The 26718-nt window shown below is 63.0% G+C and carries 25 protein-coding genes; 4 read left to right on the top strand and 21 right to left on the bottom strand.

Going from position 1 to position 26718, the window contains the following annotated elements:
• Nucleotides 1-375: 375 nt before the first annotated feature.
• Both tyrS and B0E55_RS25525 read right to left on the bottom strand, forming a co-directional pair.
• Nucleotides 376-1653 carry a tyrosine--tRNA ligase gene (tyrS, locus tag B0E55_RS25530; RefSeq protein WP_020907871.1) on the bottom strand — a complete coding sequence of 426 codons (1278 nt, stop codon included), beginning with the start codon at nucleotides 1651-1653 and terminating at the stop codon, nucleotides 376-378.
• Nucleotides 1654-1672: 19 nt separating this feature from the next.
• Nucleotides 1673-2281: a DNA-3-methyladenine glycosylase gene (locus B0E55_RS25525; RefSeq protein ID WP_020969717.1), complete on the bottom strand. Its 609-nt coding sequence runs from the start codon at nucleotides 2279-2281 to the stop codon at nucleotides 1673-1675.
• Between the two features lie 86 nt (nucleotides 2282-2367).
• Between B0E55_RS25525 and B0E55_RS25520 the strand changes: the two genes are divergently transcribed.
• Genes B0E55_RS25520 through B0E55_RS25510 form a run of 3 tightly spaced genes read left to right on the top strand, consistent with a single transcriptional unit; the run spans nucleotide 2368 to nucleotide 4474 of the window.
• Nucleotides 2368-3102, top strand: coding sequence for an ABC transporter ATP-binding protein (locus B0E55_RS25520; protein WP_080910707.1), 735 nt, complete (start codon nucleotides 2368-2370; stop codon nucleotides 3100-3102).
• Nucleotides 3099-3854, top strand: a complete 756-nt coding sequence (locus B0E55_RS25515; protein WP_003944033.1) for an ABC transporter permease — start codon at nucleotides 3099-3101, stop codon at nucleotides 3852-3854. The genes B0E55_RS25520 and B0E55_RS25515 overlap by 4 nt, the downstream gene beginning before the upstream one ends.
• The gene (locus B0E55_RS25510) at nucleotides 3851-4474 is read left to right on the top strand and encodes a TetR/AcrR family transcriptional regulator (RefSeq protein WP_047888968.1); all 624 of its coding nucleotides are present in this window, start codon (nucleotides 3851-3853) and stop codon (nucleotides 4472-4474) included. Before B0E55_RS25515 ends, B0E55_RS25510 begins: the two co-directional genes overlap by 4 nt.
• On the opposite strand, the gene B0E55_RS25505 is transcribed toward B0E55_RS25510, so the two are convergent.
• The 14 genes from B0E55_RS25505 to B0E55_RS25440 form a co-directional block, all read right to left on the bottom strand.
• A complete protein-coding gene (locus B0E55_RS25505) occupies nucleotides 4471-4677 on the bottom strand; it encodes a Trm112 family protein (protein ID WP_003944045.1) in 207 nt (68 codons plus the stop codon). The two genes, B0E55_RS25510 and B0E55_RS25505, sit on opposite strands and share 4 nt — an antisense overlap.
• A gap of 39 nt (nucleotides 4678-4716) precedes the next feature.
• Entirely contained in the window at nucleotides 4717-7698 is a 2982-nt protein-coding gene (locus B0E55_RS25500) for an acyl-CoA synthetase (RefSeq protein ID WP_019748602.1), read from the bottom strand.
• A 170-nt stretch (nucleotides 7699-7868) separates the two neighbouring features.
• The gene (gene argH / locus B0E55_RS25495) at nucleotides 7869-9311 is read right to left on the bottom strand and encodes an argininosuccinate lyase (RefSeq protein WP_021344365.1); all 1443 of its coding nucleotides are present in this window, start codon (nucleotides 9309-9311) and stop codon (nucleotides 7869-7871) included.
• A gap of 3 nt (nucleotides 9312-9314) precedes the next feature.
• A complete protein-coding gene (locus tag B0E55_RS25490; protein ID WP_007736221.1) occupies nucleotides 9315-10514 on the bottom strand; it encodes an argininosuccinate synthase in 1200 nt (399 codons plus the stop codon).
• A gap of 47 nt (nucleotides 10515-10561) precedes the next feature.
• Nucleotides 10562-11041 (bottom strand): arginine repressor, encoded by a 480-nt coding sequence (locus B0E55_RS25485; protein WP_019748604.1) that lies wholly within the window; start codon nucleotides 11039-11041, stop codon nucleotides 10562-10564.
• Nucleotides 11038-11988 carry an ornithine carbamoyltransferase gene (argF, locus tag B0E55_RS25480; RefSeq protein ID WP_019748605.1) on the bottom strand — a complete coding sequence of 317 codons (951 nt, stop codon included), beginning with the start codon at nucleotides 11986-11988 and terminating at the stop codon, nucleotides 11038-11040. The genes B0E55_RS25485 and argF overlap by 4 nt, the downstream gene beginning before the upstream one ends.
• Complete coding sequence (locus B0E55_RS25475) at nucleotides 11985-13184, bottom strand: acetylornithine transaminase (protein WP_070797303.1); 1200 nt, start codon at nucleotides 13182-13184, stop codon at nucleotides 11985-11987. The genes argF and B0E55_RS25475 overlap by 4 nt, the downstream gene beginning before the upstream one ends.
• Nucleotides 13181-14104: an acetylglutamate kinase gene (gene argB, locus B0E55_RS25470; protein WP_019748607.1), complete on the bottom strand. Its 924-nt coding sequence runs from the start codon at nucleotides 14102-14104 to the stop codon at nucleotides 13181-13183. Before argB ends, B0E55_RS25475 begins: the two co-directional genes overlap by 4 nt.
• The gene (gene argJ, locus B0E55_RS25465; protein WP_051253176.1) at nucleotides 14101-15351 is read right to left on the bottom strand and encodes a bifunctional glutamate N-acetyltransferase/amino-acid acetyltransferase ArgJ; all 1251 of its coding nucleotides are present in this window, start codon (nucleotides 15349-15351) and stop codon (nucleotides 14101-14103) included. Before argJ ends, argB begins: the two co-directional genes overlap by 4 nt.
• 20 nt (nucleotides 15352-15371) lie before the next feature.
• Nucleotides 15372-16442 carry an N-acetyl-gamma-glutamyl-phosphate reductase gene (gene argC / locus B0E55_RS25460; protein ID WP_046378619.1) on the bottom strand — a complete coding sequence of 357 codons (1071 nt, stop codon included), beginning with the start codon at nucleotides 16440-16442 and terminating at the stop codon, nucleotides 15372-15374.
• Between the two features lie 38 nt (nucleotides 16443-16480).
• Nucleotides 16481-16942 (bottom strand): hypothetical protein, encoded by a 462-nt coding sequence (locus B0E55_RS25455; RefSeq protein WP_021344370.1) that lies wholly within the window; start codon nucleotides 16940-16942, stop codon nucleotides 16481-16483.
• Nucleotides 16943-16995: 53 nt separating this feature from the next.
• Nucleotides 16996-17994 (bottom strand): SDR family oxidoreductase, encoded by a 999-nt coding sequence (locus B0E55_RS25450; RefSeq protein WP_080910705.1) that lies wholly within the window; start codon nucleotides 17992-17994, stop codon nucleotides 16996-16998.
• Nucleotides 17991-18902 carry a bile acid:sodium symporter family protein gene (locus B0E55_RS25445; protein ID WP_080910704.1) on the bottom strand — a complete coding sequence of 304 codons (912 nt, stop codon included), beginning with the start codon at nucleotides 18900-18902 and terminating at the stop codon, nucleotides 17991-17993. The genes B0E55_RS25450 and B0E55_RS25445 overlap by 4 nt, the downstream gene beginning before the upstream one ends.
• A complete protein-coding gene (locus B0E55_RS25440) occupies nucleotides 18902-20221 on the bottom strand; it encodes a flavin-containing monooxygenase (protein WP_080910703.1) in 1320 nt (439 codons plus the stop codon). Before B0E55_RS25440 ends, B0E55_RS25445 begins: the two co-directional genes overlap by 1 nt.
• Before the next feature lie 56 nt (nucleotides 20222-20277).
• On the opposite strand from B0E55_RS25440, the gene B0E55_RS25435 reads away from it, so the two are divergent.
• Nucleotides 20278-21342 (top strand): Lrp/AsnC family transcriptional regulator, encoded by a 1065-nt coding sequence (locus B0E55_RS25435; protein ID WP_080910702.1) that lies wholly within the window; start codon nucleotides 20278-20280, stop codon nucleotides 21340-21342.
• Nucleotides 21343-21400: 58 nt separating this feature from the next.
• Here the strand turns inward: B0E55_RS25435 and pheT are convergent, their stop codons facing one another.
• The 5 genes from pheT to rpmI all read right to left on the bottom strand — a co-directional run bounded on the left by pheT (nucleotide 21401) and on the right by rpmI (nucleotide 26690).
• Nucleotides 21401-23887: a phenylalanine--tRNA ligase subunit beta gene (gene pheT, locus B0E55_RS25430; protein WP_019748615.1), complete on the bottom strand. Its 2487-nt coding sequence runs from the start codon at nucleotides 23885-23887 to the stop codon at nucleotides 21401-21403.
• 60 nt (nucleotides 23888-23947) lie between these two features.
• Entirely contained in the window at nucleotides 23948-25018 is a 1071-nt protein-coding gene (gene pheS / locus B0E55_RS25425; protein ID WP_003944109.1) for a phenylalanine--tRNA ligase subunit alpha, read from the bottom strand.
• Between the two features lie 170 nt (nucleotides 25019-25188).
• Entirely contained in the window at nucleotides 25189-26019 is an 831-nt protein-coding gene (locus tag B0E55_RS25420; RefSeq protein ID WP_020969726.1) for a TrmH family RNA methyltransferase, read from the bottom strand.
• 23 nt (nucleotides 26020-26042) lie between these two features.
• Nucleotides 26043-26432 (bottom strand): 50S ribosomal protein L20, encoded by a 390-nt coding sequence (rplT, locus tag B0E55_RS25415; protein ID WP_019748616.1) that lies wholly within the window; start codon nucleotides 26430-26432, stop codon nucleotides 26043-26045.
• Nucleotides 26433-26495: 63 nt separating this feature from the next.
• On the bottom strand, nucleotides 26496-26690 hold the full coding sequence (gene rpmI / locus B0E55_RS25410; RefSeq protein ID WP_003944043.1) for a 50S ribosomal protein L35: 195 nt from the start codon (nucleotides 26688-26690) through the stop codon (nucleotides 26496-26498).
• Between the last annotated feature and the right edge of the window lie 28 nt (nucleotides 26691-26718).

Below are 26718 nucleotides of genomic sequence, written 5' to 3'. Positions count from 1 at the left end.
TGTGAAGTACCAAAAAAATTTGGCACTGACATTCATCGACACACTGTTGAGTTCTCAAAGAACACGCACACACCATCGCTTCAAACTGGTTGAAAGCTCCGGGGCAAGGGTTACAATCTTAGCTTGTTCGCTCCCAGGAAGCAAGTTCCCGTTGAGCGTGAATGTCTCCGACTTCGTCCAACCGCGTGTCCCCGGCCTCTCGGTCGGGGTTGGTGTCCGTGTCGCTCTGACTTGGACAAAGTTACGCGAATGAAAACTGAGCGTCAAACGTGCAGGTCGCAGGTGTTCGCCAGGTTAAATCCGCTGGTAGCCCGCCCGCAGGCGGGCCACCAACGGCCACAGGAGCCCCGCGAGACAACTGTGACCCCACACACGTCAGTTCGAAAGTATTTTCACGCCGGCGAAATTGCGCTTTCCACGCCGGACGACCAACCAGCTGCCGTGAAGCAGATCGGATGCGGCGGGCTCCCAGTCGTCGGCCGACACCTTCTGGTTGTTCACCGAAGCGCCGCCTTCCTTCACTGCGCGTCGAGCAGCTCCCTTGCTCTCACACAAACCGCTCGTCACAAGCAGATCGATGATCGTGCGCGGCTCCCCCGGCGCCAATTCGCTGACAGATGCTTCCTTCAGCGCCGCGGCGAGCGTCGACTCGTCGAGTTCCGCCAATTCCGCCTTGCCGAACAACGCCTGGCTGGCGAGCTCGACGGCGCGAGTGTTGTGTTCTCCGTGAACCAAGGTCGTCATCTCCGCAGCCAATCGCTTCTGCGCTTCGCGCGCATGCGGACGCTCCGCCGTTGCCGTCTCGAGTTCCGCGAGTTCGTCTGCGGTCAGGAACGTGAACCAGCGCAGGTACTTGATCACGTCGGCGTCGCCGGTGTTCACGAAGTACTGGTACCACGCGTACGGGCTGGTCATCTCGGGGTCGAGCCACAGACTGCCGCCACCGGTCGACTTTCCGAACTTCTTCCCATCAGCCGAGGTCACCAGCGGAACGGTCATTGCGTGAACACTCTCGCCGTCGACACGACGGTTGAGTTCGACGCCCGCGATGATGTTGCCCCACTGATCGGACCCACCGACCTGCAGAGTGCAGCCGAGATCGCGTCGCAAGTGCAGGTAGTCGTTGGCTTGGAGCAGCATGTAGCTGAACTCGGTGTACGACATCCCGTCCGACTCGAGACGACGCTTCACGGTGTCACGCGCAAGCATGACGTTCACGGAGAAGTGTTTGCCGACATCACGCAGGAAGTCGATGGCCGACATCTTGCCGGTCCAGTTCATGTTGTTCTCGATGACCGCACTCGTCGGTGAATCGTCGAAATCCACGAATCGTTCGAGCTGACCACGGATGCGACCTGCCCAGTCCGCGACAGTATCGGCGGAGTTCATCGTCCGTTCCCCGACGTCACGGGGATCACCGATCAGGCCTGTTGCACCGCCGGCAAGAACGATCGGACGGTTACCGGCACGCTGAAACCGCTTGAGCGCGAGGAGCGGAACCAGGTGACCTGCGTGCAGGCTCGGTCCGGTCGGGTCGAAGCCCGCATACAACGTGACCGGTCCGGCCTCGAGATCTTTACGCAAAGCGTCGAGATCAGTTGATTGGGCGATCAGCCCACGCCAGGTCAGTTCGTCGAGAATATTCTCAGTCACGGACTCGATCATCCCATCTTCACGAAATGACCGGCGCTCGCGGGCTTCGGCGGTACGCGGACACCGCTCGCGAGTCCGGAATCCAGAGGCGCCACGGGACCTCGGCCGCAGTACTGACCCCCACCCGCGGTCCACTGACCCATTCCTTCGACTCCCCCAATTCGAGCCGAACCCGCGAGGCTGGGTTGAACACGTCTGTTCCGTTGTCCGCCAACGTGATTGCAACGGAAGCGCCGAGATTACCTGGCCCTCTGGCCCATTGGTGAGATGGTCGATCCGGCGATCTCCGAGCAGACACCACATCGTGACCGGCCTCGATTTCGGCCGCTCGGAGCAGAACACCACCCGCGACACCATCCGGGCCGTACGAGATGTTCATACAAAAGTGCATTCCGTAGCTGCGGTAGACGTAGAGACGGCCCGCCCGCCCGAACATCACGCTGTTCCGCGGCGTTTGCCCCCGATACGAATGTGCTGCCGGATCTGGCCAGGGCCCGTCCTTCTCCCCTCCGTACGCCTCGACCTCGACAATCCTCAGCGAGATGTCGTCGACGATCAAGGTCGAGCCGAGAATTGTCAGGCCCGCTTCCAACGGGTTCTTCACATTTTCCAAGGTCTCGATACTCACCCTTCGATTGTGCCCACGCCGTTGACTCATCGGTCGGCCGAGTCGCATAATTCAACAAGTGATGAATTATTGAAATGAGGCGAACCGTGACCACCACGCCGGCAATAGACATCCGCGGACTACGAGTCATTCGCGGCAAGCACGAAGTTCTTCACTCACTCGACCTGCAGGTTTCGGCAGGATCGATCACCGGACTGCTCGGCCCGTCCGGCTGCGGCAAGACAACCCTGATGCGCGCGATAGTCGGAACCCAGATCGTCGAAAGTGGTGAGGTCAGAGTCCTGGGCGACCTCGCGGGGTCCGTTGCCCTTCGCCGCCGGGTCGGATACGTCACCCAATCCCCCAGCGTGTACGGCGACCTGACGGTCACTCGAAACGTCCAGTACTTCGGAGCTCTGTACGGCAAGTCCGGCGCAGACGTCGCAGCAGCGGTCGACGCCGTCGGATTGAGCCGATACGCCGACCGGACCGCCGCCGATCTGTCCGGAGGTCAACGCGGTCGAGTCTCGCTGGCATGCGCGTTGGTGGCATCACCTGATGTGTTGATCCTCGACGAACCGACCGTCGGTCTCGATCCGGTGCTTCGTGTCGAATTGTGGGAACGATTTGCCGACCTTGCTCGCAGCGGAACCACCCTGTTGGTCTCCAGCCACGTCATGGATGAGGCCAACCACTGCGCTGAACTGATCCTGATGCGAGACGGGCATCTCCTCGCTCAACTCACACCCGATGAATTGCGCGCCAAAACCAGATGTGAACGCCTCGAGGACGCCTTCCTCGAGCTGATTCGGACTTCACCCGTCGGAGGCGAAATATCATGAGCATCAGGATCTTCGGTGCTACGACCGTACGCATTCTGCTTCAGCTCCGCCAGGACCATCGCACGGTGGCCATGATCTTGTTGGTCCCGTCGTTGTTGATGATTTTGCTGTATTTCCTCTACCAAGACGTACCCACGCCGCCCGGCCAGGTTTCACTGTTCCAACGGGTGGCGATCACCATGCTGGGAATCTTGCCGTTTGTAGTCATGTTCCTGGTCACGTCCATCGCCATGCAGCGCGAACGCAGTTCAGGAACACTCGAACGCCTGCTCACCACACCGATGGGCAAACTCGATCTTCTGGCGGGATACGGCGCGGCATTTTCGCTCTCGGCCGCCGCTCAGGCAGCTCTCGCGTGCGCGGTTGCTTTCGGATTTCTCGGACTCACCATCGCCGGCAGTCTTGCCTGGGTCATCGTCATTGCAGTTCTCGGCGCAATACTCGGCGTTGCGCTCGGCCTGTTGGCCAGCGCATTCGCGAAGACCGAGTTCCAAGCGGTGCAGTTCATGCCGGTAGTTGTGGTCCCCCAACTGTTCCTCTGTGGACTCCTGGTGCCCCGCGATCAATTGCCGACCTGGCTCGAATGGATCAGCAACGTCCTCCCCTTGAGCTACGCCGTCGACGCACTTCAGCAAGTGTCGATGCATGCCGACGCGACGGGTCAGATGTGGCGTGATCTCGCCGTCATGGCGGGCTTCGCCGCCGCAGCACTCTCGCTGGCCGCGGCAACACTCGATCGCCGCACTCCATGACCGACAACGACACGGCGCCCGCACCGGCACCGATTCGTTCGGGGCGACGACCGGGCAAGTCGGAGACTCGCGCGCAGATCCTCGATTCGGCGCGACGGGCGTTCTCCCAGAACGGTTTTCGACGAACAACCGTTCGATCGATAGCTGCGGCCGCTGACGTCGATCCGGCCATGATTCATCATCATTTCGGAAGCAAGGAGCAGTTGTTCACCGCTGCGATCGCGCTACCGATCGATCCAGTCCAGGTATTGGGACCGGTTCACGCCTCTCCGACCGAAAATCTCGGCGAAAATCTACTCAGAGCAGTGATCGGGCTGTGGGAATCGGAACACCAGCCGGCGATTCTGGCGGCTTTTCGATCGGCGGTTTCCGGCGACGGATCGCAGCTGATCCAGAGCTTTCTGCTCGATGTCGTATTGCGCGACATCATTCCGCGGGTGGACACACCACCTGGTACCGGCTTGATCAGAGCGGAATTGGTGGCATCTCAGATGGCCGGACTGCTGGTCACGCGATATGTGCTCGGACTCGAACCACTCGCATCATTGAGCGTTGACGCTTTGGTACCGCTGGTGGCTCCGAACCTCCAGCGGTACCTGACCGGTGAATTACCGATCTAGCCTTCAGCCCGCGCGAGCAACTTCTCGTGCTCGTCGTCCGCCACATCGCGTGCCTCGTCGATCAACAGAACTGGAATGCCGTTCTCGATCGGGTATGCACGCCGCAGGCGCGGGTTGTAGAGCAACTCGTCCCCGACCAGCAACAGCGGGCCTTTGTCCTGGGGGCAGGCCAAAATGCTGAGCAACGTCGAATCAATAGCCACGTGAGTCCTCTCGAACCGATCAAACAGAATGTCCTCAGGCTACCGTGCTCCGGTGCCCACCCTCGTCGGCATCAACTGCGCGGCAATTGCCTTGGTCAGCCGCTTGTACGACTGCGTCTCGGAATCGAGGAACCAGGTCCGTGGTCCTGGCGCCGGCAATCCGGCGGCAGCTAACGCAGTGGAGCTCGGACGGTACGACGAACCCACCGGGATCTCGTCTACCACGTGCACGATATCCGGGCGCGCATCAAAAGCGATGCGCGAGAGAGCCTCCGCAAGCTCGGCGGAACGGAACTGCCGCCCCGGACGCCATGTCACGGCAGCGACCGCCAGCTGATGCGGCGCGTCACCGACGCCGTATGCGACGGCAAGATCCACCCGCGCCACACTCGACAACGCGTCGACGATCGGCTGGGTGAACACGGGACCGCGGAGCGTCGAAATGACCGTGTTCTTGTGATCGATCAGCCAGTAGTCGCCGTCGGCGTCCCGGCGGAAGAGATTCTCCGTGGGAATCCACGAATCACCCGCTTGGAAGAGTCCCCGCATGGCTCCGCCCGAGAGATCGGCAGTGAATCCCGCGCGCCCGAGTAGCAACCCGACTTCGTCTTCGGCGCACTCACGGACAAATCCGTTTCCATTTTCGAGGAGCCGACCACTCAGCGGGTCGTATGCCGCCAACCGCACCTGCGCGCTACCCGGCAACGGGCGGCCCTTGGAACCAACTTTGGAGCCCGCGACATTGGCAAGAATCACGTCACCTTCGGTCGACGCATAGAACTCGAGCACCTGCGCGGGGTCGAACGCCTCCGTGGTCCGCTTCCACAGCCCGTGAGGCATTCCCGAACCGATGAACAGTCGGACCGGATGGCTACCGTCGATGAGAAGAAGATCCTCGTCGAGGATCTCGCGCATCATCGACCACGTGTAACTCACGACGGTCACACCGTAGCGGTGGATTTCCTCGACAAATCGAGCCGGATTCAGTCCGCGTGAGAGCGCAATCCGTGAGCCACCGGCCATGGCGCCACCGATGGTCGCGAGCAGACTCGACGAATGATGGAGTGGTGCAAGGCAGTACACGGTGTCACCGCGATCGAGATCTGCCGCCGTGGCCGTTCCGAAGGCAGACAGTGCCCACCGGTAGTTGGTGATCTGCTTGGCTTCGAGCACACCGCCCGATTCCGCAAAGATGATGAATGCGAGTTCACGGGCGACGCCGGGATCCGGCCGGTACCAACCGGGCAGATTGACCTTCGTCGGATCGATTTGTTCGAGATCGATCACGTCGTGTGACGGATCCACCTCGAGTCCGCGGGCATCGCCGCCGCCGAGTACCAAGACCGGCCTACCGGTAACCACTGCAGCGTCGACGTTCTCCGGATCGGTGATGATCCGATCAACCGATCCCAACTTGACCGCCGCCGAGATGTCGGACCCCGGCGGAAGCATGACGGCAACGGCACCGAGGCGCGACAGGGCCGCGATGGCCGCGAGCGCGCTGGGGCGGGTCTCCATCAGGACACCGACGTGCGCTGCCGGACGCACTCCCACGGAAATCAATCCACGCACGACATTGTCGATGCGGGCGTTGACCGCTTCATAGGTGTGCACACGATTGTCGAAGAGGAAGCACTCGCCGTTCGGTGCTTTTCGACGCTGCTCCGCGAGCAATTGACTCAGCGAGATCTTGGTGTGTGGCTGAATTTGGTTGAGTCGCGCAAGACGTGGCAACGCGCGTGCCGCTTCACCGGACAATTCGAAAGTCCCGCGCAACGCACCGGCTGCAAGGTCACTGATTCCTTTGGTGACTCCTGCACCTACTTCAGCGACCGAGGCGACGGTGTGGATGATCCGATTGCTGATCGACACACCGGTCTGGTCTTCGAGGTCGGCGCCGTAGACCATGTTCGCGATACGGTCCGGGAGGGGTCCACCCGTCTCGGTCCACTGCACGAATTCACCGGTGGTCGGCCAGGTGTGATTGGCTGCGGTGGAACCGACAACCAATCCGAAATGACCTGCGCGCAAGGTAGATTCGTAGACCTTGGCCCGCGGCGCTGCCTGGCTGATCCCGCGAACCGCCTGAGGTTGACCGATGTCGTCGACCTCGCCGACGAATGCCAGGATGGGGCAGGTGATCTCGGCGAGCGAGACCAATTGATCCTTGATGACAAAACCACCGGTCATCATTCGGTTGTGCACGATGAACTGCTTGAGCAGTTCGGCAACCGCGGGCCCGGACCACGCGACCCAACCCTCGGTCGCGAGGAAGCGTCGCTGCTGCTCCCTCGGCAGCAAAGCCTCACGGTCGTGCAGTTGAAGCAGGAAGTCGACGCGCATCTTCAACGTCTTCACGGGATCGAGCAACTGGAACCCGGTGCGAGCCATCCACCCGGTGACCGCCAGGCGATTGAAGACGTGATCGGCGAGGAAATCCGCACCCTTGGTGGCCAATCCGGCCGGGATACCGAAGGGCAACGCGGCGAGTGTGTCAACCGGACTGCCGAAGGTGATGACGCTGGCGATGTTTCGACTACGCCGATACGCGGCAGCTTGATAGGCAAACATGCCGCCCTGCGAATAGCCGGAGATGTGAACATCTTTACCGGTGTGACGGTGGATGTGGTCGATGATGTCGCTGAGAGCGATGATGTGATCGGCGAGATTGCGATCCCAACCGCCCTCTTCGGAGTCGGGCGAACCAAAATCGACTACCCAGGGGTCCAGGCCCATCTCGTGCAGAATTCCCACAGCACCCTGGTCGCGAGTCACGTCGTACACGTTCGCCGACATCATCATCGGCGGGATCAGCACGATCGGTGCACCGACGGTTTCCGGATCGCTGTCCGGGAAGTAGCGGCGAAGCCGGTACATCGCAGCGCGCTCGACGATCTCGAACGGCGACGTGGTCGCATCCGTTTCCAGCCCACCCAACCGGACGACCTCGAGGCCGTTTTGTGCTGTCGCAACCACCCGACGAATCGGGCCCAGCACAGACTTGGAATTCAATCCCACCATTTCACTCCCAAGTTACTCACCATGTGACGTCAGTCTCATTTTTCCCGCGCGCAACAAGCCTACTGACGACGAATACGCGTACGCGGTCAGGGAGCAAATTCTGCTCCCTGACCGCGTACGACCGAAGGACTACTGCCGAAAAGAGAGAGGAAACACTCGTGACCGCAAGGTCAGAGGGTCCATTCCCGCAGCGACTGGGCCACTGCTCGGACTCCGTCCAACTGTTCTGCTACCCGCACCCCCGCGGTGCCGCCTCGCGCATTACGCGAAGCGATGGAACCCTCGACTGTCAGCACCTCACGAACAGCGGGTGTCAGCGCGCTGTCGACGCCGGCCAGTTCCTCGTCCGTGAGATCTTCGAGTCCGACGCCTCGCGCTTCGGCGACACGCACACACGCTCCAGCAGCCTCGTGTGCAACCCGGAACGGCACGCCCTGGCGCACCATCCACTCCGCGATGTCGGTGGCCAACGTGAACCCTGCCGGAGCAAGTTCCGCCATACGCGCGGTGTGGAACTCGAGAGTCTGCACCAGGCCGGTGATGGCCGGGAGCAACATCTCCAGCTGCGCAACCGAGTCGAAGACCGGTTCCTTGTCCTCTTGCAGATCGCGGTTGTACGCCAGCGGCTGAGCCTTGAGCGTCGCCAGCAGGCCGGTGAGGTTACCGATCAAACGACCAGACTTACCGCGCGTGAGTTCCGAGACATCCGGATTCTTCTTCTGCGGCATGATCGACGAACCTGTCGACCACGCGTCGGCAAGCGTGATGTAGCCGAATTCCGGTGTGCTCCAGATGATGATCTCTTCCGCCATGCGTGAGAGATCGACACCGATCATCGCAAGCACGAACGCTGCCTCGGCCGCAAAATCACGCGAAGCGGTTGCGTCGATCGAGTTCTCGGCCGAGCTGTCGAACTTCAATTCCGCTGCAATGGCTTCGGGGTCGAGACCGAGCGAGGAACCGGCGAGTGCACCGGAACCGTACGGGGACACCGCAGCTCGTACGTCGAAGTCGCGAAGACGTTGCACGTCGCGCAACAGCGGATGCGCATGGGCGAGCAGGTGATGTGCCAACAAGACCGGTTGAGCAGCCTGCAGGTGCGTCTTGCCCGGCATCACGGCATCCGGGTGAGCCCCGGCCTGAGTCGCCAATGCGTCGACCACGTCGAGAACGCCGGTGGAGATGCGGCGAACCGCATCCCGAAGCCACATTCGGAACAGCGTGGCCACCTGGTCGTTTCGCGAACGACCAGCACGCAGGCGTCCGCCGACCTCAGGCCCGACACGCTCGATCAGACCGCGTTCGAGTGCGCCGTGTACGTCCTCGTCCGAATCACTCGGTCCGAAGGCGCCACTGTCAACATCTGCCGCCAGACGGTCGAGACCGTCGAGCATTGTCGCGAGGTCGGCCTCGCTGAGCAGGCCTGCCTTGTTCAGTACGCGAGCATGCGCCTGCGACGCCCGCACGTCGTACGGAGCGAGGACCCAGTCGAAGTGAGTCGACTTGCTCAGCGCCGCCATGGCAGCGGCCGGTCCGGACTCGAACCGTCCGCCCCACAGCGCGCCTTCGTTGGTGCCGTGTTTCTGAGCGTCTCCGTCACCGTGAGCCGTCATGGCTCAGAGTCCCAGATCGCGCTTCGCGGCGACCTTCGACGACAGACCGTGGATCTCGACGAAGCCCTTCGATGCGGACTGGTCGAAGCTGTCGCCCTCGTCGTACGTCGCGAGGTTGAAGTCGTAGAGCGACTCGGGGCTACGACGACCGTTGACGGTGATGGCTCCACCGTGCAGGAAGAGACGAATGTCGCCGGTGACGCGCTCCTGCGTCTTGTTGACGAACGTATCCAGTGCGTCCTTGAGGGGCGAGAACCAGAGGCCGTCGTAGACCAGCTCGGACCAACGCTGCTCCATCTGACGCTTGTAGCGACCGAGTTCGCGTTCGAGGGTGACGTGCTCGAGTTCCTGGTGCGCGGTGATGAGAACCATGGCTCCGGGAGCTTCGTAGATCTCACGGCTCTTGATGCCCACGAGACGGTCCTCGACGACGTCGAGGCGACCGACACCCTGAGCGCCTGCGCGCTTGTTCAGTTCCTGAATCGCTTCGAGAACCGACACGGGGCGGCCGTCGATGGCAACCGGGCGACCCTTGTCGAAGCTGATGATGAGCTCGTCGGGCGCGTTCCAGTTGACCGTCGGGTCCTGGGTGTAGTCGTAGACGTCCTTCGTCGGTGCGTTCCACAGATCCTCGAGGAAGCCGGTTTCGACGGCGCGGCCCCAGACGTTCTGGTCGATCGAGAACGGCGACTTCTTGGAGACGTTGATTGGGATGTTGTTCTCTTCGGCGAAAGCGATGGCCTTCTCGCGGGTCCAGGCGTAGTCGCGGACCGGTGCGATGACCTGAAGGTCGGGCGCGAGGGCGCCGAATCCGACCTCGAAGCGAACCTGGTCGTTGCCCTTACCGGTGCAACCGTGCGAGACGATGGTGCCGCCGTGCGAGCGTGCAGCTTCGACGATGTGCTTGACGATCAGCGGACGGCTGATGGCCGAGACCAGCGGGTAGCGGTCCATGTAGAGGGCGTTGGCCGCAATGGTCGGCAGGCAGTACTCGTCCGCGAACTCGTCGCGGGCGTCGACGACAACGGATTCGACTGCGCCGCAGTCGATCGCGCGCTGACGCACGACCTCCATGTCCTCGCCACCCTGCCCCAGATCGATGGCGACGGCGACAACTTCAGCGCCCGTCTCCTTACCGATCCAACTGATGGCAACAGAAGTGTCCAGCCCGCCCGAGTAGGCGAGTACGACGCGATCGGCCATGGTTTTTGTGCTCCTTCGGTTGAAAATCTCTATCAAAGAATAAGGGGTCAGGCGAGCGATTCGATCATGGCCGCGAGTTCCGCTCCGGAAAGCGGTTCTCGGGCCACCACGAAGATGGTGTCATCTCCGGCGATCGTTCCCACGATGTCGGGCATCGAGGACCGATCCAGTGCGCTCGCGAGGTAGTGCGCGGCTCCCGGCGGTGTCCGGAGAACCGCCATGTTGCCGCTGAAATCGGTGGAGACCAACAGCTCACCCAACAGCCGTGAGAGGCGGTCGGTACCGCCGGACACACCGCGTACCGGGTTCCCGTCCTCCGGCACCACGTAAACACCGGCGCCGCCGTCGGCGGCACGCAGTTTCACCGCTCCCAGCTCTTCGAGGTCACGCGAGAGGGTGGCCTGCGTCGCTTCGATGCCCTCGGCACCGAGCAACGCCGCCAACTCCGTCTGACTTCGGACGGGATGCGCCGCCAGCAGCGCGATGATGCGCGACTGGCGACCGGCCCGAGTGGGAGCGACGCTCACGCCTGGTCCAGTTGGGTTCGCTGTTCCAGCAGCCACACGAGCAACGCCTTCTGGGCGTGCAGACGGTTCTCCGCCTCGTCCCAGACGACGCTCTGGGGTCCGTCGAGAACCTCGTCGGTGACCTCTTCGCCGCGATGGGCCGGCAGGCAGTGCAGGACGACAGCCTTCGGATCTGCTTTGGCGAGCAGTTCCTTGTTGATCTGGAACGGGCGGAAAGGTCCGACCCGATCGAGCCCGTCGTTCTCCTGACCCATCGAGGTCCAGGTATCGGTGACCAACGCGTCGGCACCGACGACGCCGGCCTGCGGGTCCTGCGTCAGCGTGATGGTTGCACCGGTTTCCGCGGCGCGTGTGCGCGCTGCTGCTACTACCCAGTCCGCCGGTTCGAAGCCAGCGGGACTTGCGATGGTGACGTCGATGCCTGCGGTGACTCCGCCGAGCATCAGCGAGTGAGCCATGTTGTTGGCGCCGTCGCCCAGGTAGGTCAGCTTCAGTCCCTTGAGCTCACCCTTCTGCTCGATCAGCGTTTGCAGATCGGCCAGAACCTGACAGGGATGAAATTCGTCGGACAACGCATTGACGATGGGAATCGTTGCACCCGTTGCCATTTGCTCCAAGCGCTTCTGGCCGAACGTGCGCCACACGACGGCGTCGACATAGCGGGAGAGTACGCGTCCGGTGTCCGCCAACGTCTCTTCACGACCGAGTTGGGTACTGCGCCCGTCGACGACGACGGCGTGGCCGCCCATCTGCGCGATGCCCATCTCGAACGAGAAACGTGTACGCGTCGAGTTCTTCTCGAAGATGACGCCGACTCCGCGAGGACCCTCGAGTGGACGCCGAGCGAACGGGTCCTTCTTGAGAATCGCAGCGAGTTCCAGAACTTCGGCCTGCTGCGCCGGAGTCAGATCGTCGTCCCTGAGAAAGTGTTTCACCACGGTAGTCACTTCTCCCCCGGCTGGTCAGCCGATAGTGCACTGTCGAAGATGGCAGGTAGTGCTGCCACGAAGGTTTCGGCCTGCTCATCCGTGAGGATGAGCGGCGGCGCCAACCGGATCACTCCGGGTTGCGCTGCATTCACAAGGTACCCGGCTTCGCGCGCGGCATTTTCCACCGCCGGCGCGACGTCCTCGGTCAGCACGACACCCAGCAACAGTCCCGATCCCCGTACGTAGTCGACCAACGGATGGCCCAGATCTTCGATGCCCGCCGAGATCGATTTGCCCAAGCTGTCGGCGCGTGAGATCAGGTCTTCCGCTGCAATGGTTTTCAGCACGGCAAGCGCCGCCGCAGCGCACACCGGATTGCCACCGAACGTCGTACCGTGCTTGCCCGGTCCGAAGAACTCTGCCGTTGCTCCGGTCGCGATGCAGGCGCCGATCGGCATTCCGCCGCCGAGTCCCTTCGCAAGAGTGATGACGTCCGGCACGATGCCGACTGCCTGATGTGCGTAGAACCAGCCGGTCCGGCCGATGCCGGTCTGAACTTCGTCGAGTACGAGCAGCGCCCCGCGTTCGGCGGTGATCCGCCGAGCCTCGACGAGGTATCCCTCGGGTGGCACCACGACGCCGCCCTCACCCATGATCGGTTCGAGGAACACAGCAGCGGTGTCGGAATCGACTGCCCGCTCCAGTGCCTCGACATCGCCGTACGGCACGAACTCGACACCGGCGGGCATCGGTTCGAACGGCGCCCGCTTGGCCGGCTGACCCGTCAGAGCGAGTGCCCCCATCGTGCGACCGTGGAAAGAGCCCTCGGCCGCGATGATCTTCTTCCGGCCAGTAGCGCGTGCGAGCTTGAAGGCAGCCTCGTTCGCCTCGGTACCGGAGTTGCAGAAGAACGCGCGCCCGGTGACGTTGCCGAGATGAGCGAGCAACTGCTCCGCCAACTCGACGACCGGCTCGCTGGCGTACAGGTTGGAAACATGGCCGAGTGTCGACAACTGAGTAGTGACGGCTTCGACGACGGCCGGATGTCCGTGTCCGAGGATGTTGACGGCGATTCCGGCAAGGAAGTCGACGTACTGCTTGCCGTCGGCGTCGGTGAGTACGGCGCCGTCACCGCGGACGAGAGCAACCCGGGGTACGCCGTAATTGTTCATCAGCGAAGCGGACCACCGCTGCTGCAGATCGATCGTGCTCATGAAGTAGCTCCCTGCTGGGGACCGGCGACCGAGGAGCCGGGCACGACCATCGTGCCGATTCCTTCACCGGTGAAAAGTTCGAGTAGGACTGAATGTTCGAGCCGGCCGTCGATCACGTGCGCCGACGGCACACCTCCGCGCACCGCGCGAAGGCAGGCCTCCATCTTTGGCACCATGCCGGCATCGAGACTCGGCAACAACTGGGCAAGGGCGTCGGTGTCGATTTCGGTGGCCAGCGAGGATCGGTCCGGCCAATCGGTGTACAGGCCTTCGACGTCGGTGAGGACAACGAGCTTCTCGGCACCGATCGCCTCGGCCAGTGCGGCAGCAGCGGTATCGGCGTTGATGTTGTGGACGACGCCGTCGGCATCGGGCGCGATGGTCGAGACTACCGGAATGCGTCCTGCCGCAATGAGATCGAGTACCGCGTCTGGGTTCACGGTGGTGACGTCTCCGACCAGGCCGATGTCGGTCTGCTCCCCCTCGACCGCAACAGTGCGTCGAGTAGCGGTGAACAGGTGCGCATCTTCACCGGAGATACCGACCGCGTACGGACCGTGCGCGTTGATCAGGCCGACGAGTTCACGGCCCACTTGACCGAAGAGCACCATCCGGACGACGTCCATCACCTCGGGCGTCGTGACCCGGAAACCACCGCGAAACTCACCCTTCATGCCAAGGCGTGCCAGCATCGCGTTGATCTGCGGGCCGCCGCCGTGCACGACGACGGGGTGGATGCCGACAGTCCTCAGGAACGCCATGTCCGCGGCGAAGGCGGTCTTCAGTGTCTCGTCGATCATGGCGTTTCCGCCGTACTTGACCACGACCACCTTGTCTCGGAATCGCTGCAGCCACGGCAGCGCGTCGGCGAGGACATGCGCCTTCTGATGCTCGCTGATCACGGGATACGTCTCGGTCATGACGAGTACGCCGAGTTCTCTTCGACGTACGCGTGCGAGAGGTCCGTGGTGCGAATGCTCACGGACTCGTTGCCGATTCCCAGGTCGATGTCGAGTTCGATGTCGATCCCGCTCAGGTCCACCTCACGCGCTCCCGGAGCGCCGACGCCGTCGATGCAGACGGGACTCCCGTTGAAGGACACACTGATTCGATCGGGATCGAGCTCGATGGGAGCGATACCCACTGCTGCGAGGACGCGGCCCCAGTTCGGATCGGATCCGAACAGTGCCGTCTTGACCAGGCTGTCGCGGGCGATGGTGCGGGCGCCGATCAACGCATCGGACTCGGACGCTGCGCCGCGAACCGTCACCTTGACCCGCTTGGTGACGCCCTCGGCGTCTGCCATCAACTGATCCGCGAGATCGTCGCACACTGCGAAGACCGCGGCGTTGAGTTCGTCCTGGGTCGGTGTGACACCGCTGGCGCCGGAGGCCAACAGGAGCACCGTGTCGTTGGTGGACGTGGCGCCGTCGACGTCGAGGCGATCGAAGCTCAGGTGGGTGGCGGCGCGCAGAGCGGTATCGAGCTGCTCGGCCGTTGCGACAGCATCGGTCGTGACGACGCACAGCATCGTCGCCAGTGCGGGCGCGAGCATGCCTGCACCCTTGGCCATTCCGCCGACGTTCCACTTGTTCGCGTGGTGCAGCGACGCCTGCTTCGGCACGGTATCGGTGGTCATGATCGCGTACGCCGCGTCGGTACCGCCGGAGATTCCGCCGGCGAGTTCGTGCACTACCTCGGTGACACCGGGGATCACCTTGTCCATGGGCAAGCGGTCACCGATCAGGCCGGTCGAACAGACGGCGACCTCGATCGCGCCCGTCTCGGTTCCCCAGTTGCTCAGTGCCGAGGCAACTTCCTCGGCAGTCTTGTGCGCATCCTGGAATCCACCCGCGCCGGTACACGCGTTTGCGCCGCCCGAGTTGAGCACGACCGCGCGCAGCTTGCCCGTCGTCAAAACCTGCTGAGACCACAGCACCGGAGCAGCCTTGACCTTGTTCAGGGTGAAGACGCCGGCAGCGGCCAGATCGGGTCCCTCGTTGAGCACCAATGCGAGGTCCGACTTGCCACTCTTCTTGATACCGGCAGCAATTCCGGCACCGCGGAATCCGGCAGGTGCGGTAACGCCCTGTGTGCGGAGCAGACGTCCCCCGGCGACGTGAACCACGTCTGCAACTGTCGCGTCAGGCTCGGTTGCGTTGTCGATCTGCTGCGGATTGTCGGTGCTCACGGAGCTACTCCCACGGTAGAGAGACCTGCGGTCTCGGGTAGGCCAAGGGCGAGATTCATCGATTGCACCGCGCCACCGGCGGTGCCCTTGGTGAGATTGTCGATTGCCGAGATGACAACGAGCTGACCGGCGTCGGCGTCAACGGTGACCCCGATCTGCACGGCATTGGATCCGATCACGGCACCGGTCTGCGGGAAGACTCCGGCAGGCAGCACGTGGATGAACGGCTCGTCGTTGTATGCCTTTTCGTAGATTTCGCGCGCTTGCTCTTCGGTGGCCGTGGTGGCTGCCGTGCAGGTCGCGAGGATGCCGCGCGGCATGGGCGCGAGGACTGGAGTGAAAGAAACACTGATGTCCTTGCCGCCTGCGGCCGAAAGATTCTGAATGATCTCAGGGGTGTGGCGATGGACACCTCCGACACCGTATGCGCGGACGGAGCCCATGACCTCGGAACCCAGCAGATCGGCCTTCGGCGCCCGGCCGGCGCCCGAAGTGCCACTGACCGCAACCACGTTCACGTGCGACTCCACGATCCCCGCGGCAACGGCGGGGGCCAGCGCGAGGCTCGCTGCCGTCGGGTAGCAGCCCGGAACGGCAATGCGGGTTGCGCCTACCAATTTCTCACGGGCACCGGGCAATTCAGGAAGACCGTATGGCCAGGTACCGGCATGAGTGCTCTTGTAGTACTTCTCCCAGGCTGCGGGATCCTGCAGCCGGAAGTCCGCGCCGCAGTCGATGATGACCGTCGACTCGGGCAGCAACTTGGCGTACTGAGCCGAATTTCCGTGTGGGAGACCGAGGAAGACGACGTCGTGACCCGAGAGGATTTCGACAGTGGTCTCTTCGAGTACCCGCGAAGAGAGTGGGAGCAAGTGCGGATGATGCTCACCGAGCGTCGAACCGGCGTTGCCACCGGCGGTCAGCGAACCGATCACCAGACTGCCGTCGGCGTAGGACGGGTGCCCGAGGAGCAGACGCAGAACCTCACCACCGGCGTACCCACTGGCGCCGGCAACGGCGACTCTGATCGGCTTGCGTGCGTTCTCGGTCGTACCACCTTCAGTCATGTCACACAGTATGCATCATTGTGCATCGGAATGCATAATTACTTACCCATGGATCGCCGGATCTCCTCGAGCTTGGCTTTTGCGGCCTTCTGGCGCTCGTCCCACTGCTCGTCGACGGACTTTCCGGCAGGACTCTCGTGTGCCAATTCGGCCGAACCTATGGAAGTACCGAAGCGCCCCTCTATCTTCTCCCGAACACGGTCGAAAGTGGGGACTCCCCCTTCGGTGTAGTCGGGTTCGGGAATTCTCGGGTCGGTCGCAAGTACCACCGGGACGTCGATGATCTCGTCGACCTCCACAACGGTGTCGGGCAGTTCGACTTCTTCGGCGTCGGTGATCGTGTTGTCGTCCTCTACACGGTGCGGCTCGAGGCTCGCGGCAGCGGTGTCCACCACGGAAAGAAGGACCGACAAGCTCGGACGACGCTCGACCACTGCGCGGACGACCGCGAGGAAGTCCTTGTCGTCGAGTGCACTGGCGGCCTCGACTACCTGGTGCACGGAACCATCGTGCTCGGACCCATCATGTTCGGGCCCATCATTTCGTGACACTGTCAGTCCCTTCTCGAAATGCCGACGGACAACTCCGATCCTTCCACGACTGTCTGCCGAAGGGGTCGGCGTGAGGCGAGGTAAGCGGCAAACGCGTCCTCGCTCGAATATTCGGGGACGTACCCGAACTGTTCCTTGAGCCGCCGATTGTCGAGAACGGGTCGGTACTGGAGAAATCCGACGCGCTCCGGACCGTGTTCCGTTACGCCCAATCGCCGTCCGACGCGTAGAACGCCTCGCAACAGCCATGCAGGAAGCGTCACCGTGCGCTTGCCCATCCGGGAAGCCAACTCGTCGACGGTCAACGCGCCGTCGCCCGCGACGTTGAAGATGCCCACTTGGTTTCCGGTCACGGCCTCCGCAAAAGCGCCCGCGACATCGGTGTGCCAGACGAACACGAAGGGGCTGTCGCTCCCGGCAACCTTGAGCAGCTTGCGGCGATCGAACAACGCGGTGATCTGATTGTCGACGCTCTCACCCAAGATCGTGCCGATCCGGAAGACAACTTGTTCCAACTCCGGGTGTTCGACGCGATATTCGGCGAGCATCTCTTCGACCAGGCGTTTGTGGCGACTGTAAGTGAATTCGTCGTTGCCTCGGACAGCTACGTCCTCGGTGATCCACGGTGGGTTGTCGGAGTGGTAGCCGTACGCCGCTCCGGACGAAGACACGACGATCCGTCCAACCCCGTGTTCGACGCAGGCCGCGAGCACGTTTCGTGTCCCGTCGACGTCGACGTGGTACTCCTGCTCTGCTGTCGTGTACTTGCCGGGATTCACGATGGACGCAAGGTGGATCACGACGTTCGGTCGGTACTGACCGAACACCCGCCCCAATTCTGTGGGGTCGCAGACGTCCGCCCTAACGCGGCGGATGCGATCGTCCGGCGTGTCCTTGACGGTGAGGTCGACACAGACGACGGTGATGCCCTGCGCGATCAGTGCGTCGATGACAGCGGTACCCAGGAACCCGTTCCCGCCCGTGACGAGTGCGACGGTCATGCCGGTACCGCCTTTCGGGCGCGTCGCTTGGACCAGATCGTCGCCAGAGCCAACCCGGCGATGATGTCCCAGATCCCCCACCAGCCGGCCACGACGGCCATGCCACCGAGCCCGTCGAAGAACGTGAACACCAGGCCAAGCCCCAGTCCGGCATTGCGGATGCCGACCTCGAAAGAGACGGCGCGACGGCTGTGTTCGTTCAACCCGGTGACGGCGCCACAGAAATATCCCAGTGCGAGGGCAACCGTGTCGTGCAAGAAGACCGCGAGCAGTACCACCCCGATGTAGTCGACGAAGTACGACGCATTCCCCGACACCCCCGCGACGATGAAGATCAACAACGCCACCAACGAACCGTTTTTCACCCAAGGCTGCGCTTTCGCGGCGATCTCCGGGAACTTTTGTGCCGCCCAGATGCCGAGAACGAACGGCACACCGATGATCAGGGCGATTTGCGCGACCATCTCGAGCGCATTCAGGTTCACGGACTGCAACAGAGCGTCGGTCTCCGGGCGTCGGCTCCCCCAGAACGCGAGATTGAGCGGCATGAGGAAGATCGCGAAGACGTTCGACACCGCCGTCATGGACACCGAGAGTGCGACGTCGCCGCCCGCCCGGTGAGTCAGGACATTCGAGATATTGCCCGGCGGGCAGCACGCCACCAGGATCATGCCGAGCGCTACCGAGGGAGCGGGCGAGAGAATCAGCGTCAGCAGAAAAGTCACTGCCGGCAGCAGCAGGAACTGGGCAGCGATACCCACCGCCATCGCCTTGGGTTTGGTGAGCGCACGACGGAAGTCGTCGACCGAGGTGTCGAGGGCGATCCCCAGCATGATCGCGGCCAGCACCACGTTGAGAATCATCAACGATCCCGGGTTGAAGTTGAGCACCACGTCATCGATCGGCATCACTGACCTCCCTTCGTCAGAGCGGCATCGAGCAGTCCGATGTGCCGTCTGATCGCCGATCGGTAGGCGTCCTTGTTCACGTAGTAGGCCATTCGTCCCAGCTTCAGGTACTTGTATCCCCCGGACAGATCGGGAGGAGGGCCGGCCGCCGCTGCCGAGAATTCGCGCGCCGCGGCGGGGGCTTCGGTGCGTGCGGTGATCAATTTGGCCACCAACTCGGCCTGCTCGTAACGGCCCTGCCACCCGAGACCGGATGCTTCGACCATGCCGAGCACAAAGAGATTGTCGTGACGGCGACTCGCGACGTTGAGGAACAGGTCCGGGGCAGCGCCCGACCAGTCCAGGTCCTCGCGCGCGATGAAGGGATAGTCGAGGTGATACCCCGTGGCGCAGAGAACGACGTCGTAGTCGGCAGACGATCCGTCGACAAACCGCACCGTCTTCCCCTCGAACCGGTCGACGTCAGCGCGCACGTGCACGTCACCGTGCCCGATGTGGTGCAGGATCAACGAGTTCACGACCGGATGCGATTCGTAGATCTTGTAGTCCGGTGCCGGAAATCCGAACCGCACCGGATCTCCCGTGAACTGCTTGAGTACCAAGGTGTCGACGCGTTGTTTGATCCACGGCGGCAACGGCTTTCCCTGATTCAAGGTGTCCGAGGGTCGCCCGAACAGATACTTGGGGACGAAGTAGTAGCCTCGCCGAACGCTCAAATCGACGCACTCGGCCTGGTGGACGGCATCGACGGCGATGTCGCATCCACTGTTGCCCGCTCCGATGACCAGCACTCTCTTTCCACGGAAGATCTCGGCACTGCGGTACTCGCTCGTGTGCATCAACGTGCCGGTGAAGTCGCCCCGGAACGTCGGTATGTTCGGCTTCGACAGCGTTCCGTTCGCGATGATCACGCCTCGATACCGCGCGACTGTCGTCTCACCGCTGCGACTACGCGTGGTGACCTGCCACAGCGAATCGACCGGCGAAACGTCGATGACGGTAGTGCCGAAGGCAAAGTGCCTGCGAAGATCGTGGGTATCGGCGTAGTCGCGGAAATACTCGGCAAGTTCGACGTGGCTCGGGTAGTCGGCAACCGAATCCGCCATCGGGAACTCCGCGAATGCGGTGGTGCCCTTCGACGAAATGAGGTGCGCCGACTCGTAGACGGTGCTGTGCGGGTTGTCGATGTCCCAGAGCCCACCGACGTCGTCGTGGCTCTCGAAGCCGTCGAACGCTATGCCGGCTCGATCGAGGTTTCGCGCGCCGGCCAATCCAGACGGACCCGCTCCGATCAGCGCGTACTTGCCCTCTGTGCTCATGGATCGAGCGTCGCAGATAGTTCGAATCTTGCGGCAATGTGCAGGATAATGACGTTATGAGCGCACTCGATGCCGACAACGATCGCGGGATAGATGAAATCGATCTGAGGATAATCAATGCGCTGCAGCTCGCACCGCGATCGAAGTGGCTTTCGTTGGCCGGCCCACTCGAACTCGACGCCGCGACTCTCGCCCGGCGTTGGAATCGACTGTCCGAATCGTCGTTGGCCTGGGTCACGGTTACTCCGGGGCCACAGGTGCTGGGCACCATCGTCACAGCGATCATCGAAATCGATTGCTCACCAGAACTTCTCGACACCGTCGCGGCACGTCTCACCGTCTTGGCCCACGCCGTGACCATCGAAGTATCAACAGGTAGAGCCGATCTGCTCGTCACAGCCGGCACTGCGGACTTGGCGTCGATGTCGCGCTTCATCTCGGAAGAGATCGCAACGATCGACGGCGTACTCGCGACACGAACCTCGATCATCACACGCTGGTTCACAGAAGGTGGGCGATGGAGACTCAATGCGCTGGCACCGTCCGAGAAGGGTGTGCTGACCACCAGCGGAAACCGTACTGCCGTGCGCGCTCGGTCGACCGGCATTTCCGAACAGGATCGCAAGGTTCTCACGATCCTCGCCTACGACGGGCGCACTCCCATGAAGGAGTTGGCCGACGCGATCGGTGTCAGTCCGGCTGCGTGCAAACGCCAGATCGACCGGCTCACGTCTTCGGGGTTGGTGGCGCTGCGGTGTGAATTTGCCCGGCCGCTGGCCGGGCTTCCCGTGCTCGCCACACTGTGGTGCCGCGTCGAACCCGAACTTCTCGATACTGCGGGCCGATTACTGAGCCGAGCGCCGGAAGTCCGAAACTGTTTCGCGGTGGTGGGCGCCGACAACCTGGTGGTTCAGTTGTGGCTGCATTCTCCTGCAGAACTCGATGCATTCGAAATTCGTCTGCGCAAGGAGATTTCGGGGCTTTACGTCACCGAACGATCCATCGTGCTGCACCTGCGCAAACTGCTCGGTCACGTACTCGATCAGAACGGGCGCAGAACCTCGACTATCGCCCCGGATGTGTGGTTGCCGAGCCGCACCGATTCACCGGAAAACCGATAACACGACAGAGCCCACGACCACCGGGAGTGGACGTGGGCTCTGTGATCAGTTGAGTAAATCAGCCGCGCATCTGCGCACCGACGGCCTTGGAGGCAGCCTCGACCGCGGCATCGCGAGCCGCGCTTGCCTCGTCCTCGGTCAGTGTCCGGTCGACACCACGGAATCGCAACGCGAACGCGAGCGACTTGCGGCCTTCACCGACCTGCTCGCCCTCGAAGACGTCGAAGAGGCGAATGTCTTCGAGAAGTTCGCCGCCGCCGGAACGCAGAGCTTCCTGGACCTTCGCCGCAGGAATATCGCGATCGACAACAACCGCCACGTCCTGGAGCACTGCGGGGAAGGGCGAAATGCGCGGCGCCGGCAGGTTCTCGACCAACGGCAAAGCGTCGAGGTCGATCTCCAGTGCACAAGTGCGCGCAGGCAATCCCGCACGCTCGAGAACAGCCGGATGCAGTTCGCCCGCATGACCGACTACGTTGCCGTCAACGACAACCTCGGCGCAACGGCCGGGATGCCACGGCAGGTACTGCGCCGCACGCAGTTCCACCTCGACGCCTGCTGCAGCTGCAATGACCCGCACTGCTGCAAAAGTGTCCGAAGCCTCGGCCTGACGGCCAGGACCCCAGGGGCCGCTCGGCTCACGCAAACCACTCAACACTGCAGCGATGTGCACGGGCTGAGCCGGCAACGACGCGATCAGGTTCGCGATCTGCTCGTCCGTCGGGCGACGATCCACCGGCAATGCATCCACCGGCTTGGTATCGGGGCCCGGCAGGACAACCTGCGCGATGCCGTACAGCGAAAGATCACGCTGACCGCGAGAAGCGTTGCGAGCCAGGATCTCCAGCAGACCCGGGAGCAGCGTGGTCGCCAACTCCGGACGATCGGCTTCGAGCGGGTTGAGGACCTTGCTGGTGTTGCGGCGCGGATCATCCGCGTCGAGGCCCCAGACGTCGAAGACGTTGGTGGGCAGGAAGACCGGAGGAAGTACCTCGACGTAACCGGCGTGAGCCACGGCCTTCGACACCGTGCGCTTACGCCGCTGCGACGGAGTCAATCCGCGTCCGGCCGGAGCGGCGGGAAGCACCGACGGGATCTGCTCGAGACCTTCGAGGCGAAGAACTTCCTCGACGAGGTCCGCAGGCTGCACCAGGTCCGGACGCCACGACGGCGGCGTCGCGACCAACTGGCCGTGTCCCTCTTCGCTGACGCCGACCTCGACGTTGCAGCCAACCTGGGTGAGGCGGCGAGCTGCGGTGCCGTTGGGGTACGTGACTCCGGCGACACGGTCGGGCAGGTCGATATCCATGCGAATGGCAGCGCGAGGGGCAACATCGCCCACGTCGGTCAGGACCGGCTCGATCCGTCCGCCGGCAATCTCGACCAGCAGAGCGGCTGCGCGGTCGACGGCCGCGAGCGGAATCGCCGGATCGACGACGCGCTCGAAACGCTTGCTCGCCTCACTCGGCAGCTTGTGCCGGCGCGCCGTCTTGAAGACTGCGAGCGGATCCCAAGTAGCTCCTTCGAGGAGGATGTCCGTCGTTGCCGTTCCCACCTCGGTGGTTGCGCCGCCCATGACGGCAGCCAGCGAGATGACTCCGGAATCGTCGGCGATGACAACGTCTTCGGGATCGAGCGTGCGTTCGACGTCGTCGAGCGTCGTCAGCTTCTCCCCCGCCTTGGCGCGACGGACCACCAGGTCGCCCTGCACCGAGGTCGCATCGAACGCGTGCAGAGGTTGGCCGAGTTCGAGCATCACGTAGTTGGTGACGTCGACGGCCGGCGAGATCGGGCGAACACCCGAGAGCAGAAGTCGACGCTGCAGCCACCACGGGCTCACTGCCTGCGGATCGATACCCGTGATCTTCCGCATCACGAAACGCGAAGCCTTGGACTCCGGTTCGAGGCGCACCGGCCAGGCTTCACCCTCAGCCGGGTGCGCGGGAACCGAAGCGGGATCGGCATATTCGAGATCGAAGCCGCACGCGAGCTCTCGTGTGAGACCGCGGACCGAGAAGCAGTAGCCACGGTCCGGGGTGATGTTCAGTTCGATGATCGTGTCACCGAGACCGAGCAACTCGTTGCCGTCGGCGCCGGGTTCGGCGGTACCAGGCTCGAGCACCAAGATGCCCGAATGGTCTTTGCCGATACCGAGTTCCGAGACGGAGCAGATCATGCCGTCGGACACCTGGCCGTACGTCTTGCGAGTGGCGATTTCGAATCCGCCGGGCAGCACCGCGCCGGGCAGCGCAACGACGACGAGGTCACCCTCGTTGAAATTGCGCGCGCCACAGACGATGCCGCGAGGCTCGGGTTCGCCGACCTCGACCTGGCAGAAGCGGATCGGCTTCTTGAACTCGGTCAGTTCGGTGATGGAGACGACCTTGCCGACGACCAACGGGCCGTCGATCGCCTCGAGTGTGTCGAGTTCCTCGACTTCGAGTCCTACCCGGACGAACCCGGCGTCCAACTCTTCCGGGGTCACCTCCCAGTCCGGAGTTGCCCGCTGCAGGATCTCGGTCAGCCAGGATTGCGCTACTCGCACGTCTGCTCAGCTCTCTCGTTTGTCGATAAGTCTTTGTGAAGGTTCCGCGGACCGGATCGGTCAGCCTGCGACACCGAAGGGCAGCGTGAAACGCACGTCACCTTCGACGATGTCGCGCATGTCCGGGATACCGTTGCGGAACTGCAGGGTCCGCTCGAGGCCCATGCCGAATGCGAAACCCGAGTACTCGTCGGGATCGATACCGCTGGCGCGCAGAACGTTCGGGTTGACCATGCCGCAGCCGCCCCACTCGACCCAGCCGGCGCCGCCCTTCTTGTTCGCGAACCAGACGTCGACCTCGGCCGACGGTTCCGTGAACGGGAAGTAGTTGGGGCGCATACGGGTACGCGTCTCGGGGCCGAAAAGGGCACGAGCGAACGCGTCGAGAGTCCCGCGCAGGTTGGCCATGGTCAGGCCCTTGTCGACGGCCAGGCCTTCGACCTGCGAGAAGACAGGCGTGTGGGTCGCATCGAGTTCATCGGTGCGGAACGTGCGGCCCGGGCACACCACGTAGATCGGCACCTCACGAGAGAGCATGGTGCGGACCTGCACCGGCGAGGTGTGGGTACGCAGCACCTGGCGAGAGTTCTCGGGTGCCAGGTGGAAGGTGTCCTGCATCGTGCGCGCAGGGTGATCCGGCAAGAAGTTGAGTGCGTCGAAGTTGAAGTGCTCGGTCTCCACCTCCGGACCCTCGGCAACTTCCCAACCCATCGCGACGAATACGTCGGCGACCTGCTCGGAAATCAGGCTGATCGGGTGACGCGCCCCGACGGGGTGGCGATCGGAGGGCAGAGTGACGTCGATTGCCTCGGCAACCAACACCGCGGCGTCACGCTCGGCGAGGAGGACCTCACGACGAGCGTCGTACGCGTTGTTGATCCGAGTGCGGAAGATGTTGACGCGCTTACCGGCGTCCGCCTTTTCCTTGCCCGGAAGGCTGCCGAGTCCCCGGCGCGCGAGGGCGATCGGGGACTTGTCCCCCAGGTGCTCCACCTTGACGTGCGCCAGCGCGTCCAGGTCAGCGGCGTCCGCCAGCGCCTTCTCGGCGTTCTCAGCCGCAGCGGTCAACGCCTCTTCGGTGAGTACACTCGCGTCGACCTCCGGCGGTGTCGCGCCCTCATTTTTGGCCACGGCTGTGACGCTCCTGTCGCTTCTCGGTTTACTTCTTGTACTGCTTACTTCTTGTACTGCTTACTTCTTGTACTGCGAGCGAGCATTCGAACTCGCTCGAGCATTGTCTCTGCTCTTGTATTGTCTCAGGCTTCCGCAAATGGGATTCCGTGAGGTCTTCGCGTGCGTTTTCAGCCGTGATCGGTGGCGCGATTTTGCACCCGCGCGCTTGCGTACAGGCAAATTGCCGCCGCTGTCGCGAGGTTCAAGCTTTCGGCGCGGCCATGGATCGGAATCCTGACCCGATGATCAGCCTGTGCGGCGATCGCCGGATCGAGACCGTGAGCTTCGTTACCGAACAGCCAGGCCGTCGGCTTGCTCAGCAACTCGTCGGCCTCGTCGAGATCGACCTCGCCGTCAGCTGCAGTCGCGAGAATCTGAATGCCGGCTGCGTGAATCTGCTCGATCACCGACACCGTGTCTCGATCGCGGACGACTGGCAGGTGAAAGAGGCTGCCCGCCGACGAACGAACGACCTTGCCGTTGTGCGGATCGACGCTGTCACCGGCGAGGATTGCCGCATCGGCACCCACTGCGTCGGCGATGCGAATGACGGTGCCCGCGTTACCTGGTTCGTTGACCTCGACCGGCACTGCGAGCAGGCGGGTCTCCTGATGGACGGCTGCGCTCAGCGGTACATCCAGTAGATCGCTGACGGCAACGAGACCGGGCGGCGTGACGGTATCGCTCAGAGCTTTGATTGCTCGATCGGTCACAAGAGCAACACGAACTCCAGCGGTCAGCGCCCGATCGATGACGTGCTGATAGCGCTCGGCTGCGTCCTCGGTGTAGAAGAGGTCGTGTACCGGGCGGGCCTCGCCGTTCGAGAGTGCACCGTTCAACAGTTCGGTGACCGAGTTCTCGCCCTCGACGAGGAAACGTCCTGCTTTGCGTCGTTCTGCTGTGCGCAGGAGCTTGACAGCAGAAACGACCCGCGGAGTCCGCTCGGTGAGCGGGTCCACGGGCCGTTGCTGTGATGCGTGAATCAGGCTGCTTCTCCGGCAGGAGCGTTCACGTCAGCCGGCAGAGCGGCCTTCGCGAGTGCGACCAGGCCGGCAAAGGCCTCGGCATCGGAGACAGCGAGCTCGGCCAGGATCTTGCGGTCGACCTCGACCTCTGCCAGACGCAGGCCCTGGATGAGGCGGTTGTACGTGATGTCGTTTGCGCGAGCTGCAGCGTTGATACGCGTGATCCACAGCTTGCGGAACTCGCCCTTGCGCGCACGACGGTCGCGGTACGCGTAGGTGAGCGAGTGGAGCTGCTGCTCCTTGGCCTTGGTGTACAGACGCGAACGCTGTCCACGGTAGCCGCTGGATGCAGCAAGAATTGAACGACGCTTCTTCTGGGCGTTGACCGCCCTCTTTACGCGTGCCACTTGAAAAATCCTGTCAATCTAGGGGCTGAAAGTACGGCCCCGGGTGGTCAGTAAGGGGGCGACTCAGATGCCGAGCATGCGCTTGATGCGCGGAGCGTCGTCAGGGCTGACAACAGCGACACCGTCGAGACGACGGGTAACCCTGCTGGACTTGTGCTCGAGAAGGTGGCGACGGCCGGCCTTCTGGCGCATGAGCTTTCCGCTGCCGGACACCTTGAATCGCTTCGAGGCGCCGCTGTGGCTCTTCATCTTGGGCATGGAGTCCTCAGTTCTTGTTACGTGGTGG

Source organism: Rhodococcus sp. 66b (assembly GCF_002076325.1).
Classification (GTDB): Bacteria; Actinomycetota; Actinomycetes; order Mycobacteriales; family Mycobacteriaceae; genus Rhodococcus_F; species Rhodococcus_F erythropolis.
Note: the sequence above shows the minus strand (reverse complement) of the source record. Positions and strands in the feature narration are given on the sequence as shown.